Genomic DNA, 16492 nt, shown 5'->3' with positions numbered 1-16492 from the left:
AACTTGACTAAGAAAGCGGCCTGCCACTCAGCGCCGCATCTTCACCACCCGGGCCGGATTGCCGGACACGATCGCAAAATCAGGCACATCCGCCACGACCACGGCGCCAGCGGCAACCACCGCGTTCCGGCCGACGGTCACGCCTGACAGCACAACTGCGCCGTAGCCCAGCCAGGCGCCCTCGCAAATCCTGGTCGGCAAGGAGAGCTCCCTGCGCTCGCGGACCGTTGCCGCATCAAATGCGCGCGTCTCGAAATGGGAGACGTCATGATCCCGCCGTCCAACTATACCGACGTTGTTCCCGATCAGAGTGCCCGATTCGATGACCCCTTCTACCTCAATCGTGACGTATTTTCCAATATAGACATCAGATGCGATGTCCAAAGAATATATTGCGTTTATTACGCAACCCTTCCCTATATACACACCCTTGTCGATCCTGAGCCCCTTCGAGCGCCATTGGAACCAGGTGCGCCGCAGGAACGCAACCCCTCTCTGTCTAGCTGAAAATTTCATCATAAATTACCTGGATATCTTCACCCTTTCGGCTCCATGAATGGTTGAGCGAAATGTTTTTCAAACCTGCCTCACTCAGTCCGCGAAGATCCAGCTTGCCGTCAAGGGCCGCCTCGATATACTGGCTGAAGCCTTCCACCACCTTTCCATAGTTCTCCGGTTCAACCAGCAAGCCACCGCCGTCGCGCAGGATTTCCTTCGCACCCTGATGGTTGATTGCGACAACCGGCAGCCCATGTGAGAGCGCTTCCAGTATTACGTTTCCAGACGTGTCCTGAACGCTGGTGAACACGAACATATCCGCCCGGGCGTAGAAATCGCCCATTTTGTGGAATGGCTGAGGGCCGAGGAAATTTACCGTGCTGCGAATGCCAAGCGTCTCGGCCCGTTGAATTTCACGCTGCATGTCGGGGCCTTCGCCGATCACGTCGACCGTGATGCCGTCCGTACTGCCCCTGCGCAGCGAGAGCGCCGAAATGGCATCTAGCAGAATGCCAACCGCCTTGCGCCTTTCGATCTGACCAACCCACAGCAATCGCACCGTTTGCCCGGAGCTCGCATTAGCGATTCTTTCCGCCCGTCCCGGAGGGACATTGATCGCGGTCTCCAGCATCTTCTGGCATTTCCCCCTGAATCGCTCGGGAATTCGCGCAAGCGTTTCATCGTTCGCCACAAGGACAACGGACGCCCGCCAGATCCCCAGGAGGACCAGCGGGTTATATCTGATCGTTGCCTTGATGAAACGACGCAGACGTTCCCTGTTCCAGCCGGAACCATATATGCGACTCGCCCATTCAGGCGGGCACTGGCCGCCACCGACAGGCCCCCAGACGAAGCGACTGCCTGGGATTGCCCAGAGGAACCCCGGGAAATCCACCACATTGTAGGTACAGTGATGGATTACCTTCACGCGATTGGTCAAGCAATAGGTCAGCACGCGAAAATAGGCAAGAACCTGCCATGCAATGTAGTATGCCTTGATGCCTCGGCCTCTGTGCCCCATCCCGCCGATGACGGGAAGATCGAAGAATATGAATTCGACGTTCCACATCTGGTTTTTCTCGACGGCCTGCCGCAGTACCTCCTGATGAACACGCCGGGTCAGGACTGTCAACTTCGAATGGCGGGCACTCAGCAACTTCAACCAGTTCCAGCCGACGTATGGCTCGGAGCCCGAATTCGGGTCACACGCAAAAGCCGATAACAGGATTTTCATTTAGACTAGCCACCAAGAAGACAATTACCGAAATTCAAGAGGCAGCACTCAGGCGCATAACCCGATAGTTACGGGCACCAGCAGCCCCAGCCGATCCGGTCTTTCTCGTGAGCGCAAACAGTATTCCTGCCAACATGTAAAATGGGAATGCAAAACACGGCTTTTCAAATGCATCCTCTGCAGTGGAAAAAATCCACGTATTGATGAGAAACAGCGATATCGTTACAACCACATAGTCATGCTGCTGCACCCGCTTCTTTATCTTCATCATTGTTGCGGCAATCCGCACCGCCAAGACGGCCCAGATCAGCCCCACAATGGAGAGTCCAAACACACCTTGCCGGCCGGCGATGGAAATAACGGAGTTGTGCACTTCCCTCACCGCGATCCCGCCAGTTATCTCGAACGGTGTCAGCGGCATGCCAAAGCCCAGTCCAAATGTCAGGTTGTAGGGAGATGCCATCAGCTTGTTGAAGATGTCCCGCCACCATTCAAAGCGCAGGTCCACGCCGGATGCCGATGCGGCGAAGGGCCCTTCCTCAATGCCGAGAATCGAGAGAAAGTGGGATCCTAGGGTATCGATGTCCAGCGAGACTCCAAGACGACCAAACTCCTGCCCCAGCGGGGCCATCACCACCAGCAATGCGAGCGACGCGAGAAGCATGTATGGGGCGTAGAGCATCCAGCGAGGGCGCAGATATATCCCCACGATGAGACAGGCGAATAGTTGAAAATATAGGATTCGCGCCTGGAACAACTGGACCGCTAGGATGATTGCAAAGAACGCAACCAGCGCTCTCTTGCGGCCGCCACCCATGACCGCGGGGCTCCGGATGAGACTGGCGAATCCCACTGCGAACATTACGGAAGGGAATGCCACGTAGGACAGCAGCGAGACGGACTCCCCATGAGGATTCGACACCTCCGGCACCACGCCTGGCGCAATGGCCTTCAGGAAATAAAAGCAGAAATACAGCGCCATGATCCAGAAAAAGCGGCGAGTCAGCTTGCCCCAGTCCAGGGACGGATTTCGCAGAACGCAGCCATAGCCAACGAAGAAAGCAAACATTTCGATGTAGTGCGAGGCGTCGCGGATGGCGAAGAAGCCGTTCTCGTCGATGTCGAAGCTCAGCTTTATGGCCGCATAGAGACCGGAGACGAGAATAGCCATGCTCGCGATTTTCGTACCCTTGTCCATCTTCTTCGCGAGGATATCCTTTAGATAGATCATCCCTCCAAAGGCGATGACAATCTCCGCCATCGGAATCCCGCCGATCGTGACGACTTGTGCTGAATATCCAAACATCAGATAGAAAACCAGCACACAAAGGAGCAATCGGTCTGTGAATCTCATTTTCATTTCGCGGATATCTTCAAGGTAATACGCTCCACCGTGAGCGCTACAACCTCAAGGCAAATCAGAGGCCGAGATAGCACACTACCAGCCAACAACCAGAACAGGGAAAAGAACTTCCTGTCCTGAAACAACCGGTAGGCCAGAACATTGATGCGGAATCCCATTTCCGCAGTCTTGTCAAACCGATCCCGCCGCTCCCGAACCCAGCGTGCCGACTTTTCGTAGCTGTCCCGCTTCGCTCTTCCGCGCGAGGGACGTACATTCCAGACACCCAGGGTCTCATCCAGGTACACGAATGCGGCACCCGCCTGTTCCAGGTTCAATACAAAATCCCAGTCTTGATGGCGCTCCAACTCAGCGGGAAAGCGGCACGACTTCAACAAGGCCGCCGAGCAGATCAAGGTGCTTGTCTGCATCAACCCCGAACGGACGAAAAGATATTGGGCGACAGACTCTCCCGGCTTGATGCCACGGGGTGGATAAAAGAACATCTTTCCGTCGGGATACTCACAACGCAACCGATGATAGAGGCACAGGTTCTTGCCTCCATCCATGGAGATACGCCGAACCGCTACCTCCAGCTTTTCCGGAAACCAATAGTCATCGGCATCCAGAAAGCATATGTAACGCCCTACCGCCGTTTCGATCCCGACATTCCTGGCCGCGCCGCCGTTCGTCCGATGAGGCTGGCGTACCAACTTTATGTTTTCCAGCCCGGATTCTCTGACCTTCTCCGCCAACACGTCAAAATCGTTGGAGTGGTCATCTACAACGATGACCTCGAAATCCTTGAACGTCTGCGCCCCGAGTGAATCCAAGGCTGCGGAGATTTTTTCTGCACCATTGAAAACCGGTATGACGACAGAAAAAAAGATATCTGACTTTATAAGCATGATGACGTAATGATGGTTTGATCGGGTCGATCTCCACGATGCCAGGATTAAAATCCTATATTGCCTTTCGCATTGTGTTCAGGCTTCTGGCTATTCTTGCCACCGAGAGCGGCAAGACCAGGGATTTCATGACCATCGAGAAATGAGGAATCCCCCCGGATCTGATCGACAAGAACAAAACGGATGTAATCGACTGGCTTAGCAGCATTGCCCAGGCAGCCCCGACGGCCCCGTATGACGGCACCAACGCAAGATTGAGCATGATGCTGAACAAGACCAGCGCCGCCACTCGCCACATCGTTTCACGAGATCGCGCTTCGGCCACCAGCCCAATGGTATGTATCTGCAGCAAGGCGATCGGGAGCGTTGCCCACATGAGCAGTTCAAAAACCTTCCCCGCATTCAGATAACCACCGCCAAAAAGCAGATGGACCAATCCCGCTCCGAATATGCTTACCCCGATGCCCAGTAAAATTCCGCCCATGGAGGTCAGATCATATACGGCCTGCAATCGGCGCGTATAAACCACATTTCCGGCAAGCCTAGCATCAAAAATCGGAGCCCCAACAACGCGGGTAACGGCAATGGCTAGGTAACAGGTACTTTCGAAAATTCTCGCAGCCACAGAAAACTCGCCGACGACTGTCGAACCCCAATAGTGATTCAACGTCACCTGGCTGATACGCAGGCATAGGGAAAAACCGATGCCCGCGAATATCAATGGCCACGATTCTTTCAGCATCGACATCGCGGTGGCGCCGGAGAACCGCCACTGGAAGATTGGCGTTCCGCCCGTGGTTCCCACGACATACAGCAACCCGGCCAAGACAACAGCATCCGCAACCACGCTCCAAACAAAGAACACCGGCGGCGCATTGAGCAATGCGAGCATCAACTTGACGACAAGCGAAACAACGACCTGGATAATCTGAGCCCGCATCACCGGCCCCATCTTCGAATCCGCTTGGAAGGCGTACGACACGGTACCGACGACCTGCAGGGGAATCGAAATGGACAGGATGCAGATATATTGGGCCTGTTGCGCATTCTTTACAAAAAGCAATGCGAACACGAGGACCAGCATCACGCTGACCGTTGCCGCGGCGAGGCTGGAAAGAGCGGCGCTTCCCAGCACCAGCTCCGGGGAGTCGATACGTTGAACCAGCCGCCTGACCACTACGGCCTCGAGGCCCAGAGTGATGAAGATGGCAAGCAGGCCAATCACACTCTGTGCGTAGCTCAAGTCGCCAAAGTCGGCCGGACCAAGGTAGCGCGCGAGAACGATGCCGACAGCCAGACTGGAGAAAAGGCGGATCGCCTTTTCGATAAAAACCCAAATTCCGCTACGGGCGTACGCTCGAACGCTACTCATCTTGTCGACACCGGGTCAGTTGTACTCATGACTGCAGAAGTCCTGATAGGCCAACTGCAGACCCGACGGAAGATCGACCTTGCGAGTCCAGCCGAGATCATTGATGGCCGAGACATCCAGCAGCTTCTGAGGCGCTCCGTCCGGCTTTCGGGTGTCGAGACGTATCTCGCCTTGGTAGCCGACGACCTCCTTTATCAAATGGGACAGTTCGAGAATGGTGATGTCCTCGCCGCATCCGACGTTGATGTGGCTTTGCATCGGACTGGTGGTGCTGCTATATGCGTCATGACCGAGCGACATAACATAGATGCTGGCTGCCGCCATGTCATCGACATACAGGAATTCCCGCCGCGCGGCTCCCGTCCCCCAGATCGTGACGAAGGGGGCCCCCGATAGCTTGGCCTCGTGAAATCGGCGAATCAGTGCCGGCACCACGTGGCTGTTTTCCGCGTGGTAGTTGTCGCCGGGCCCGTACAGATTCGTTGGCATCACGCTGCGGTAGTCGGTGCCGTATTGCCGGTTGTAGCTCTCGCATAGCTTGATTCCCGCGATCTTGGCTATCGCATAAGGTTCGTTCGTCGGCTCCAGCGGACCGGTAAGCAGAGCGCTTTCATCCATCGGTTGCCTGGCGAGTCGCGGATAGATGCAGCTGCTACCGAGAAGCAGCAATTTTCGCACTCCCGCGCGCCAGGCCTCGTGAATGACGTTGGCCTCCATCATCAGGTTCTCGTAGATGAACTCGGCGGGATAGGTATTGTTGGCATGAATGCCGCCGACTTTGGCCGCCGCGAGATAAACCTCGTCCACCTTCTCGATCGAGAAGAAATGGCGCACGGCCTGCTGATCCGTCAGGTCGAGTTCGCCGTGGCTTCGGGTAATCACCTCGGCCTTGTCGTCGCCCGCCTTCAAGAGGCGGACAATGGCGGAACCCACCATGCCACGATGGCCCGCGACATATATCCTGGAGCTATGCGTCATGGTCCGTTACTCCACGCTCACGGCAATCTCGTAGCCGTGCTTCTTCAATAGCGCGTAGCGGCGCGCCACGTCCAGATCGCTCGCCACCATCTCCGAGATCATCTGGTCCAGGGTAATTTCCGGCTCCCAGCCAAGTCGCTCCTTGGCCTTTGCGGGATCCCCCAGCAGGGTCTCCACCTCCGCTGGGCGAAAATAGCGCGGGTCCACTTTCACGATTACGTCACCGCAAGCCAGCGCGGGAGCCCTGTCACCGTCAATGGCGCTGACAATGCCGACCTCGTCGACGCCATGCCCCTCGAATCGAAGCGTGATCCCCAGATTCGCGGCGCTGCGTGCAATAAACTCCCTCACGCTCACCTGCTTGCCCGTGGCGATGACAAAGTCCTCCGGCTGCTCCTGCTGCAGCATCAGCCATTGCATGCGCACGTAGTCACGCGCATGCCCCCAATCCCGCAGCGAATCCATGTTGCCCATGTACAGGCAATTCTCCAAGCCCTGGGCAATATTGGCCAGCCCGCGCGTGACCTTACGGGTCACGAAGGTCTCGCCACGGCGCGGGCTTTCATGGTTGAACAGAATGCCGTTGCAGGCGTACATGCCGTAGGACTCCCGATAATTCACCGTAATCCAGTAGGCATAGAGCTTCGCGGCGGCATACGGGCTGCGCGGATAGAACGGGGTGGTTTCCTTCTGCGGAATTTCCTGCACCAGGCCGTACAGCTCGGAAGTGGATGCCTGGTAGAAGCGCGTCTTCTTTTCCAAGCCGAGAATGCGGATCGCCTCAAGCAACCGCAACGTGCCAAGTGCATCTACGTCCGCCGTGTATTCGGGCGACTCAAAACTTACTGCCACGTGGCTTTGCGCGCCCAGGTTATAAATTTCATCGGGCTGCGTCTGCTGAACGATCCGGATCAGGTTGGTACTGTCGCTCAGATCGCCGTAGTGCAGCACGAAGTTCCGATGACTGACGTGCGGGTCCTGGTAGATATGATCTACGCGCGACGTATTGAACGAGCTGGCCCGACGCTTAATACCATGGACGATGTATCCCTTTTCCAGCAGAAATTCGGCCAGATAAGATCCATCCTGGCCCGTGATGCCGGTGATGAGTGCGGTCTTTTGGTTGGTCTTGGTCATGGTAGGGGTTCAGTTCCGTGATTCGAATCGGTCAAGCCAGTTCGGCTTTGGGTCCGGTGGCGGGTGCGCGGCCATACGCATCGTCAAAGCGGACGATGTCGTCTTCGCCCAGATAGCTGCCGCTCTGCACTTCGATCAGTTCAAGGGGGACACTGCCGGGGTTTTCCAGCCGGTGAACAGTGCCGAGCGGGATGTAACTGGACTGGTTCTCGCTGAGCAGGAACGTGTCATTGCCGCATGTCACACGGGCCGTGCCCTTGACCACGATCCAGTGTTCGGCGCGGTGGTAATGCATCTGCATGGAAAGCTTCGCGCCGGGCTTCACGGTGATGCGCTTGACCTGGTACCGCTGGCCTTCGTCAACCGCGTCATAGCTGCCCCACGGGCGATAGACCTTTCGATGATCGGCAGCCTCACTGCGGCCTTGCTTGCGCACCATATCCACAATGGCCTTGACGTCCTGGCATTGGTCCTTGTGCACCACCAGCACGGCATCAGGTGTCTCGATCACCATCACGTTTTCCACGCCGGCCACGGCAACCAGGCGGTGTGATGCGTGAACTAGACAATCCTTGGCGTTGTGCGTCAGCACGTCGCCAACCGTAACGTTGCCACCTTCCTGCTTTGCGCCGAGTTCCCAGACGGCATCCCATGCGCCGACGTCGCTCCACTCGGTGGCAAACGGCACCATCTGCGCGCGAGTGGTGTGCTCCATGACGGCATAGTCGATGGAATTGCTCGGGCAGCGCGCGAACGCGGCTTCGTCGAGGCGGAAGAAATCGAGATCCTTTTGCCCGAGGCTGACGGATTCCTGCACCGCGCGAAGGATCTCAGGCGAGAACGACTCCAGCTCAGCCAGGAACGTGGACGCGCGGAACAGGAAGATGCCGCTATTCCAGAAGTAACCGCCCTCGGCCAGGAACTGGCTCGCGCGGGCCTGCGACGGCTTTTCTTCGAAACAAGCAACGTCGAAGCTCCATTGCGTGCAGCTTGCGCCGGCCTTGATATACCCGTACCCGGTAGCAGGCGCCGTTGGCGCGATGCCGAAGGTGACAAGCGCTCCGGCTTGTGCAGCCATCACGCCTTGCTTTACGATCTCGGCGAACGCGGACGCATCCCGGATCAGATGATCGGAAGGGAGCACCAGCATCAGCGGATCCTGCCCCGCCGCGAGGGCATGGAGCGCGGCCGCCGCTGCGGCCGGTGCCGTGTTCCGGGCATGCGGTTCAAGGATGAAAGCGGCGTCGCTACTTCCGATCTCGCGGGCTTGCTCAGCCACCATGAAACGATGCGCATGGCTGGTAACCAGCAGAGGGGCTCCAATTCCCTGGATTTCCCTCACACGCAACAGCGTGTCCTGCAGCAGCGAGCGGTTGCCCAGGATGTTGAGAAATTGCTTGGGATAGCCTTCGCGTGACAGCGGCCAGAGACGGGTTCCAGATCCCCCGCACAGAACAACGGGAATGATCACAGCAGGCTCTTCCATCTGACTTCTCCTTGTGCCAATTCAAACTTCGGTCAGCCCGTTGCTCGTCGGCATGACGAGACAGGGCACGCCGCCAGATGGCGGCGGCTTACCCCTGCAATTGGAGAAATCCCCTGAATGCCAGATCGCGTTACCGCAATCGATCCGCTTTCACGGGTGGCCGGTGGAAAGGCGGTAGCCAGACGCGTCCACGACTCTGTGCTTACTACCCCATCACGCGAAATTCGCCGGCTTCATAGAACTGGCTGATATATGATCGGTCAGTTGCCGATTTAGTCGCTGGCATGATTGGCCAGCGTTTGACCCCATTCCTATTCTCTAGAATTTCCCTCCACCATCACACCTCATTTGCTATCTGCAGTAATCTGCGGCGGCGAAACCTCCGACGCGTAACCGTAGTAAGCATACCGGTAACGGCCATATTTCGATCCATAGCCGTACCGATACGCGTTCGGGTCCAGCCCATTGAAGACCACACCATTGACATCAGCATTGGCTTGCCTCAGTTGTTTGGCGGATTCCGTCACTTCGCCGATGGTCGTCTTCTCGAAACGGGTCACGAGAAATACTGTGCCGCAGCGTGCCGCCAAAATCGCAGTGTCAGAAACGGCAAGAACCGGTGGGGTATCAATTAGCACAAGGTCATACTGTCCTCCGACCTCATCAAGAAGGCGCGCCATACGCTCATTAAGCAGCAACTCAGCAGGATTAGGCGGCAAGCCACCGGTACTAAGAAAATCCAGGTTCTCGAATATGTCGCGATGCACCGCCTCGCCAAAACTCAAATTACCGATTAATACATCAGACAATCCATTATTCCTATCCTTTCCGACATACTGATTAAGGTGCCCTTTTCGCATATCAGCATCAATCAAAAGGACCCGCTTCCCACCAGTTGCCATTACTACAGCAAGATTGGCGGATATAAACGATTTCCCCACCCCCGGCGTCGGCCCCGTCAATAAAACACGATTATTTTCGGCATCAAGCATTGCAAACTGCAGCGCAGTGCGAAGGCTACGCAAGCTCTCAATGGAAGGCTCATTTGGGTTGCGTTCTGCAAGTACGAATTTCCCGCGCTTCCGCTGACGGATTTCCTCCGTGAGGAAAGTCTGTGCAGTAGACAATGGCACTGTGGCGTATACATTCAGGCCTGTATGCTGCTCAATGTCCTGTGAGTCAGTGATACCACCGTATAGTGCATTGCGCACAAATGCTGCAACGACGCCCAACAGCATTCCGAGCACAGCCGCCAGCACAATAGTCAGCCCCTTCTTTGGCTTAATGGGCTGTTCCGGGACCGGCGCGCCGTCGAGCAAACGAACATTACCAACTTTGCCTGCCTTGACAAGCTTGAGTTGCTGCATGTTATTCAGCAAGCCGACGTAAAGATCATTATTTACCTGTACATCCCGCATCAGCCTTAATGTATCCTGCTCAATGTTCGGAAATGTCTTCATGCGAGCGGCCATGGCTGCCACCTTGGCATTTAACGTTGCAATCTGCTGCTCAATTGCCTGCACACCAGGATGAGAGGGCGTAAAGCGCGTCAGCAACTCCGTTCGCTTCTGCTTGAGTTCAAGGAGAGTGGTTTCGGCTGCAACACTTTCCTGGAGAAATGCCTTGCCTTCCTCGCTGAGATTGAACGTATTGCGTTTATTTCGCATTTCGTTGTACTTAACCTCGGCTCGCTCCAACTCCGCCTTCAGCTGAGGCAACAGATTGCCAAGGAAAACCAATGATTTTTCCGCCTCCGCAGCCTTACGTTTGATATTCTGGGCAACGTACTCTTCGCCAATCTCATTCAGAATGCTCGCCGTAAGTTTCGGATCGGTTCCATCTAGCGAGGCACCAATAATTCCGCTTTGCTTACCTTTTTCCGCAATTTTCAGCAAATCCTGTAGATCTTCAATAGTCCGAAGATGTGAATTCCTGACTAAATTAAAAGCAATTCCCGGTTTCGCTTTCATTGCGGTAACAAGCAGCGTAATCGTCCCTACGCTTTGTTCCGCCTTCAAAATTTGTCCGACGCGTCCCTCAAGAGGAGCATCCAGGCTACTGTTTTCCAGACGGAAACGATCATTACCTAGAGAGATTAGTTTGAACTCGTCTCCTTCGACTGACTCCGGAACATCGAACTGCTTGACCTCAATGGATTCCGTCGCCCAAGCATAGCCGCCGAAACCAAACAGACCCGGTTCTGATAACCCTTTAGCACGGCTAGCAACCCAGGGACCGACAATGGGAAAATAGTTAGGTTTTGCAGAGATATACAGGCGTAGGTTATCGACCGCCTTACTCACAACCATGCGGGAGCGGATGATTTCAATTTCAGCCGTTGCTTGCGTCTTGAGATCGAACAGGCTCGACACGTCTCCCAACAGACTATTTGCGCTGCTAGGACTATCCTCCACCTGCACGAGGATATCGGCCTGATAGACGGGACGCACCAAGAACGCGTACGCGACGCCAAGCGCCAACACCGCGCCGGCAATAGAAGCGATTAGCCAACGGCTTGCGAGTAGTACATCCAGATAATGGACGAGGTCGATCTCGTCCTCTGGCGGACCAGCAACAACGACGGAAGGTGGGGTCTGGTTCATCAGCGTCACTACCAAATCAGTTATCGAAGAGCCTGGATGCGCGGCACCCAGGCTGCCACGCCACGCTGTATCAACTGCAGCGCGTTCTCGAATGCGGGGCGAGCCTCCCGAAAGGGGTCAGGCACGTCGAACTTTCCCAGTTCTCCCATACGGAAAACCCGGCCGGTGGTAGCCGGATATAGCCGCTGGATCTCCTGTCGTTGCGTGTTGTCCATCACGAGGATTAGGTCTGCGCTCGTCGCCATAGAGCGGCTAAGTTGTTGAGCGCGATGGCCAGTGATATCCACTCCGCGATCACGCATGAGCTCGACGGCGTAGGGTTCAGCGGGCTGTCCAGTCAATGCGGCAAGGCCGGCAGACACGACATTGATGTCAGGCAAATCTTGCTTAAGCAGCCCCTCTGCCATGGGGCTGCGGCAGATATTTCCAATACACACTACGAGAACAGTCTTGATCATTTGGCGACGTTCGCAGTGGAGGTGACAAAATTACCACTAGGCAGTAGTTGATTTATCACCCGGCTCCATCGAACCACACCTGCTGCGTCTACATAAACGACATCCTTTGGCTTGAGTTCGAAAGATTCTGCCAAAGCAAAAGAGACCGGCGATTTTCCATCCAGATGGAAAATCTCAGCCTCGCCGTCGCTCCCTTTGCGGATAACATACAACTCCTTGGCATTCGCAGAAGTTGGATTTACACCCCCAGCTTCACCAATGGCTTCGTTAAGAGTAAGTCGTCCATTGCGAGGCAAGACCGAAGCCGGACGAAGAACTTCTCCTGTGACAAAGACTTTGCTGTCTTCACGTTGCTCCACACGCACGATGTCGCCATTACGTAACAGGATGTGCGACGGGTCGACACCTTGCTGCAGCAAGGCAGGCAGGTTGACATGGTAGTTCCTACCCCCGCGTGAAATGCTAACGCGGCTGTTGTCGCCGGTGAGCACGTTGATACCACCCGCGCGATTGAGCGCCTCGACCAAAGTCATGGGCACGTCGTCGATATTCTGCGGCCCAGGTGTCTTAACTTCTCCATCGAGATATACGCGCTTGCTACGAAAAGCGAGTACGCGCACGGTGACCTGGGGCATAGAAACAAACGGTTTGAGCTGCGCTGTGAGCTGTCCTCGAATGTCGTCCGCTGTCTTACCGACAACTTCTACTCGACCGGCATAAGGAAACTGAATGGTCCCGCTAGGGTTGACCACATAGCCAGGCACATTAGCCGCTCCGCTGTAGTTTGGAATCTCGTAAGCGGAGCCAATGGAATACGTCTGCGTGGGAAACACCAACTCAGGATGGTCCCACACAACGATAGAGAGGATATCCCCCACACCGACGGTGTACGGCTTTGCCTCGCCAAACAGATCGCTAACGTCTGCATTGGCTGGCTTCGCTGCCGCCTTCAACGCCTTCACCAACGCCGGCGTGATCTGCGTAACCTTAGGCACCGATTCTGGGTCTTCAGGATCGAGCGGGCGCTGCGGATCGAAGCGCATACCTGGTGCGAGTGCGCAGGATGCCAGCAACGGGATCATTCCCAGCCACAGTACTGCTCTGCCAAAAGGCAGCTTGCTTGGAAGCTTGAACACGACTTGATGATTTCCTTGATACCCGAAATGTCCGCATTGCCCTGCCGTCTCCAGGCGGGCCTTGTTGCGGCAAATCCGCTGGTCCGTCATGACACTCGTTGTGTTGTCTCTCCGCCTTGTTTGCACTGCTGGCGGATATGGTCCTTGCGGCGATGGTTTCGCGACGTCTCTACGCTGGCTCTCTTGCAGTGCACCACCGCAGGAGGACCGGCGAAGTGTATGGCCGCTCGGGGTCAATCTTCAAGGCAATACGGGCGTTTTTACCGTGTTTTCTATCCCCACTGAAGGGTGGACCCGACAAAGGTGGGGATGCCCCCGGAAGGGGTATTGCGGAAGAATTCGAACCCTGTTGAAGATGGGTCATTGCGTCGATCTTCCGGGTATTTAACCCAATTGGGCGAGGTGAATTTTTTTGATTTGTCCGGGATTTTTTTGATTTTTTCGCGATCGGTTTTCCCGATATTTTCGATTATCGTTTTTCGCGATGCGGGTACCCTCCGGAGGGAGGGAAAGTTTGGCGGGGTGTGCGGTACTTCGTTGGGGGCGCTGGCCCTCTCCCCCGGCCCCTCTCCCGCAGGCGGGAGAGGGGAGACAACAGGGGCTAGCTGTCAGTCGGAGGGGGACTGGTCTTGCGTTTCATGCTCATGCTGTGCGGCCAGTTCGCTCAGGACGAGTGTCTCGTGGGCCAGGCCGGCGGCCAGGGCGAGCAGATGGTCCTGGAGGTCGGGCGCCGGATCGCTGGCGATGCCGGCAGCGACGCTGTCGCGGGTGACGGACAGTAGCGCGTGGAGCTGGGCCGCTTTTTCGCCGGCTAGGCTGAGAGGATCTTCGCACGGGGAATGGGCGGTGATGAACATGTCCCTGCCGGTGTGTTCGGCGGTAACACCATAGCGAGCGTGCTTAGACATGGCTCGCCCTCCCTTGCCTGACGCGCGAGCGCATAGCGGCGAAAGCATGATTGGAGAGCGGAAATTGCCCAGGACGGGCGAACAAGAGCTTCGGCATGATTGCCTCCTGTGAGCGGAACATCAATCCCGCATCCCCGCTGCTAGTCGGGTGGGCGGGCGCAAGGCAGGGTTAGCAGACCGACACAGGACCGGCGAGCCCGAAGGCTCCCCCACCAAGGCCCGCCCATAAGGGCGTGCAAAGGCAAGACGGACGCAAACGGCCGCCAGAGGCGACCGTCCGCCTGTGTCCGGGCTGCTAAACCCGATCGCTGTAATTGCATCTACAGCGACGGTTCCACAGTACCTTGGCCCGGACTCGGCGGTAATGTCCCGTTGTCTCATTCGAGCGAATGAAGACGACACGCAGCGCGACATTGTAGCCGCATGCCTGGCAAGCCCCTGTTCGTGCCGGTTCCCGGAGTTTCCGGCCTGGTGCCGCAAACCCAAAAAAAGAGGGTGTAGGCGCGGGGAGTGCCTACACCCTATCGGGAATTAGCAAGGGGTCACGCTTGCCGGGTTGGATTATTGATGGAGGCCTGGCTCCACGCTTACCCTGCTTAGGTAGGCCCCACGCTTTGGTGGGGAAAGAACGGTGACGCCGCGCCCGTGGGCGCCCACGGGGCGCGGCCGGCGGTGCCTGGCCGATGCCTGGCCGAGCCCGTGCGATACCCACCAAGGCGGGGTACCGGCGCGCGGGGGCGCGCACGAGAATGCAGCGCGGGCATGGCGCGGTCCTCGTGGTGGGCCGGGCGGCCTGCGCTGGCCGCGGTGGGTGGCGTATGTTCGAGAGGCAGGCATGATGCGCAAGGCGATGGTGAATGGCGAAGCGGCGGCGCCGGGCATGCCGGATATGCTGGATATGCTGGATATGCCGGGTACGCCTGACATGCCGGCTTCGGCCGAGGCCTGGATCGAGGCGCACCTGACGCCGTCTGGCTGGACCTACGGCAGCTACAAGAACCGGGACGCGCACCCGGTGCTGATCCCGGCGCCGCATGAGTCGTTGCTGACGATGCGGCGGCATTTCGTGGAGGCCGGCGGCGCCGCGCCGCGCCGCCTGAGCGAGATCCGCGCCACGCGCGCGAATTCGGCGCGCGAGATCGCGCGGCTGCTGGAGACGTTCGGCGAGCCGCATTTCAACATGCGGCCACAGCGGGCGCCGCGCGCCCGGCCTTGAGCTTTGGCGCCCACGGTCGCCTGTCTGCCGGGCCGCCCGGGCGCCGGCGCCCTGCTCTTCCCGTCCTGTGCCGGCTGCGCGCCGGATTGCGCATGGCCGGCTGCGGCCGCCTGCGTAACCTGACATAGCACTTCCCCCCAATGCTTATTGGCGGCCGGGCGTATACACTGCCTGCATGCCCCGCATGCCTGCCGTGCGGCGCGCGAGACGAAACGAGACACGAAACGAGACGTTTAAAACAATGAAAGTTTCGACCACCAACGTCCTTAACGTCCTGGAGCAAGACGAGATCGACGCCGTGCGCGCGCTGGCCCGCCGTGTTTCGCACCCGCGCGTGTTTGTGGTGCTGCGCGCGGTGTTCATGCTGATGGTGGCGGCCGCGGTGCTGTGCTTCGCGGCGAGCAGCTTCCATCTGGAGGACTTCCAGAACGTGGGGATCGGCGCGACGGTGCTGGCGGTGGTGTTGTTTGCCTTCGAGCGCCGCGTGTTCGGCAACCGCGACGAGGTGCCCGTGCCCGCGTCCGCGCTGGCGGCGCTGCGCGGGCAGCTGCGCCCGGAGATGTTCGCCAAGCTGGAGGAGGTGGCGAGCCGCCTCACGCACGACGGCCCGGGCGACGGCGTGATCCGCGTGAGCACGCTGTGGCTGTTCTTGTCGGAATCGGTGGCCAGCGAGACCTTGCGGCGGCGCAACGCGCGCGGCCCGGCCAAGGAATCGCAGACGGGATAATGCGGAGATAATGCGCGCGGGCATGCGCGGCGCGGTATTCGCGGTATTCGCGCGCGCTGCCGGCGCGGTGTCCGGGGGTTATCTCAGGGTTTCTTGGTGGCGTTGACCAGGCATTCGGACAGCCGGTCGAAATGATGCAGCGCTTCGGGCGTCAGCCCTAGCTGCTTGCGGCGGGCGTCTTCGGTGTCCGTCAGCATGATCCAGCCTTTCTCGCGCATGGATTTCAGGCGGGCGTGCAAGGTGGCGGGCGAGCCCAGCTCGCTCCTGGCCATCATGTCCCTGACCGACAGGCGTTCCTGCGCCTGGCTGGTACGCGCAATCAGTTCGAGAATCCGTTCCTCCAGGGGGTCGAGCGCGGGCAGCGAGGGCAAGCCCCGCAGTGCCTCGGCCAGTTGGAGAAAGCGCAGGTAAATGTCCGCCGGACGCGTCACGACGGCATCCTGCGGTAAATGGGTCGCGGTATGCGGCGCGCGGGATCGACTATCATCA

At 57.7% G+C, this 16492-nt stretch carries 15 protein-coding genes; 2 read left to right on the top strand and 13 right to left on the bottom strand.

The annotated features are described in order from the left end of the window. Nucleotides 1–27: 27 nt before the first annotated feature. From ACKI2N_RS24875 to ACKI2N_RS24820, 12 genes are all read right to left on the bottom strand, one after another. Nucleotides 28–384 carry an acyltransferase gene (locus tag ACKI2N_RS24875; RefSeq protein WP_420991454.1) on the bottom strand — a complete coding sequence of 119 codons (357 nt, stop codon included), beginning with the start codon at nt 382–384 and terminating at the stop codon, nt 28–30. A gap of 115 nt (nt 385–499) precedes the next feature. Then, nucleotides 500–1732: a glycosyltransferase family 4 protein gene (locus ACKI2N_RS24870; RefSeq protein WP_420991453.1), complete on the bottom strand. Its 1233-nt coding sequence runs from the start codon at nt 1730–1732 to the stop codon at nt 500–502. Nucleotides 1733–1766: 34 nt separating this feature from the next. Further along, entirely contained in the window at nt 1767–3092 is a 1326-nt protein-coding gene (locus ACKI2N_RS24865; RefSeq protein WP_420991452.1) for a hypothetical protein, read from the bottom strand. Beyond that, the gene (locus ACKI2N_RS24860) at nt 3089–3982 is read right to left on the bottom strand and encodes a glycosyltransferase family 2 protein (protein WP_420991451.1); all 894 of its coding nucleotides are present in this window, start codon (nt 3980–3982) and stop codon (nt 3089–3091) included. The genes ACKI2N_RS24865 and ACKI2N_RS24860 overlap by 4 nt, the downstream gene beginning before the upstream one ends. 55 nt (nt 3983–4037) lie before the next feature. After that, nucleotides 4038–5354 carry a flippase gene (locus ACKI2N_RS24855; protein WP_420991450.1) on the bottom strand — a complete coding sequence of 439 codons (1317 nt, stop codon included), beginning with the start codon at nt 5352–5354 and terminating at the stop codon, nt 4038–4040. Nucleotides 5355–5369: 15 nt separating this feature from the next. After that, a complete protein-coding gene (gene fcl / locus ACKI2N_RS24850; protein WP_420991449.1) occupies nt 5370–6332 on the bottom strand; it encodes a GDP-L-fucose synthase in 963 nt (320 codons plus the stop codon). 6 nt (nt 6333–6338) lie between these two features. Next, nucleotides 6339–7469 (bottom strand): GDP-mannose 4,6-dehydratase, encoded by a 1131-nt coding sequence (gene gmd, locus ACKI2N_RS24845; RefSeq protein WP_420991448.1) that lies wholly within the window; start codon nt 7467–7469, stop codon nt 6339–6341. Nucleotides 7470–7500: 31 nt separating this feature from the next. Next, nucleotides 7501–8955, bottom strand: coding sequence for a mannose-1-phosphate guanylyltransferase/mannose-6-phosphate isomerase (locus tag ACKI2N_RS24840; RefSeq protein ID WP_420991447.1), 1455 nt, complete (start codon nt 8953–8955; stop codon nt 7501–7503). Between the two features lie 344 nt (nt 8956–9299). Further along, on the bottom strand, nt 9300–11558 hold the full coding sequence (locus ACKI2N_RS24835; RefSeq protein ID WP_420991446.1) for a polysaccharide biosynthesis tyrosine autokinase: 2259 nt from the start codon (nt 11556–11558) through the stop codon (nt 9300–9302). 20 nt (nt 11559–11578) lie between these two features. Continuing rightward, entirely contained in the window at nt 11579–12016 is a 438-nt protein-coding gene (locus ACKI2N_RS24830) for a low molecular weight protein-tyrosine-phosphatase (protein ID WP_420991445.1), read from the bottom strand. Next, entirely contained in the window at nt 12013–13152 is a 1140-nt protein-coding gene (locus ACKI2N_RS24825; RefSeq protein ID WP_420992053.1) for a polysaccharide biosynthesis/export family protein, read from the bottom strand. The genes ACKI2N_RS24830 and ACKI2N_RS24825 overlap by 4 nt, the downstream gene beginning before the upstream one ends. A 608-nt stretch (nt 13153–13760) precedes the next feature. Continuing rightward, nucleotides 13761–14060 carry a hypothetical protein gene (locus ACKI2N_RS24820; RefSeq protein WP_420991444.1) on the bottom strand — a complete coding sequence of 100 codons (300 nt, stop codon included), beginning with the start codon at nt 14058–14060 and terminating at the stop codon, nt 13761–13763. An 835-nt stretch (nt 14061–14895) separates the two neighbouring features. Here ACKI2N_RS24820 and ACKI2N_RS24815 point away from each other — a divergent pair. Further along, nucleotides 14896–15276 (top strand): hypothetical protein, encoded by a 381-nt coding sequence (locus ACKI2N_RS24815; protein ID WP_420991443.1) that lies wholly within the window; start codon nt 14896–14898, stop codon nt 15274–15276. A gap of 241 nt (nt 15277–15517) precedes the next feature. Next, the gene (locus ACKI2N_RS24810) at nt 15518–16003 is read left to right on the top strand and encodes a hypothetical protein (protein WP_420991442.1); all 486 of its coding nucleotides are present in this window, start codon (nt 15518–15520) and stop codon (nt 16001–16003) included. 83 nt (nt 16004–16086) lie between these two features. On the opposite strand, the gene ACKI2N_RS24805 is transcribed toward ACKI2N_RS24810, so the two are convergent. Next, on the bottom strand, nt 16087–16434 hold the full coding sequence (locus ACKI2N_RS24805; protein ID WP_420991441.1) for a winged helix-turn-helix domain-containing protein: 348 nt from the start codon (nt 16432–16434) through the stop codon (nt 16087–16089). Nucleotides 16435–16492: the final 58 nt, after the last annotated feature.

The organism is Cupriavidus sp. 30B13 (genome assembly GCF_049059565.2).
Taxonomy (GTDB): Bacteria; Pseudomonadota; Gammaproteobacteria; order Burkholderiales; family Burkholderiaceae; genus Cupriavidus.
The sequence above is the reverse complement of the archived record's forward strand: the minus strand, read 5'-3'. Positions and strand labels throughout refer to the sequence as shown.

What these genes read in the sequence shown, in the direction of transcription:
- ACKI2N_RS24870 (WP_420991453.1), bottom strand. Translation starts at nt 1,732, where the DNA reads ATGAAAATCCTGTTATCGGCTTTTGCGTGTGACCCGAATTCGGGCTCC.
- ACKI2N_RS24865 (WP_420991452.1), bottom strand. Translation starts at nt 3,092, where the DNA reads ATGAAAATGAGATTCACAGACCGATTGCTCCTTTGTGTGCTGGTTTTC.
- ACKI2N_RS24860 (WP_420991451.1), bottom strand. Translation starts at nt 3,982, where the DNA reads ATGCTTATAAAGTCAGATATCTTTTTTTCTGTCGTCATACCGGTTTTC.
- ACKI2N_RS24855 (WP_420991450.1), bottom strand. Translation starts at nt 5,354, where the DNA reads ATGAGTAGCGTTCGAGCGTACGCCCGTAGCGGAATTTGGGTTTTTATC.
- fcl (WP_420991449.1), bottom strand. Translation starts at nt 6,332, where the DNA reads ATGACGCATAGCTCCAGGATATATGTCGCGGGCCATCGTGGCATGGTG.
- gmd (WP_420991448.1), bottom strand. Translation starts at nt 7,469, where the DNA reads ATGACCAAGACCAACCAAAAGACCGCACTCATCACCGGCATCACGGGC.
- ACKI2N_RS24840 (WP_420991447.1), bottom strand. Translation starts at nt 8,955, where the DNA reads ATGGAAGAGCCTGCTGTGATCATTCCCGTTGTTCTGTGCGGGGGATCT.
- ACKI2N_RS24835 (WP_420991446.1), bottom strand. Translation starts at nt 11,558, where the DNA reads ATGAACCAGACCCCACCTTCCGTCGTTGTTGCTGGTCCGCCAGAGGAC.
- ACKI2N_RS24830 (WP_420991445.1), bottom strand. Translation starts at nt 12,016, where the DNA reads ATGATCAAGACTGTTCTCGTAGTGTGTATTGGAAATATCTGCCGCAGC.
- ACKI2N_RS24820 (WP_420991444.1), bottom strand. Translation starts at nt 14,060, where the DNA reads ATGTCTAAGCACGCTCGCTATGGTGTTACCGCCGAACACACCGGCAGG.
- ACKI2N_RS24815 (WP_420991443.1), top strand. Translation starts at nt 14,896, where the DNA reads ATGATGCGCAAGGCGATGGTGAATGGCGAAGCGGCGGCGCCGGGCATG.
- ACKI2N_RS24810 (WP_420991442.1), top strand. Translation starts at nt 15,518, where the DNA reads ATGAAAGTTTCGACCACCAACGTCCTTAACGTCCTGGAGCAAGACGAG.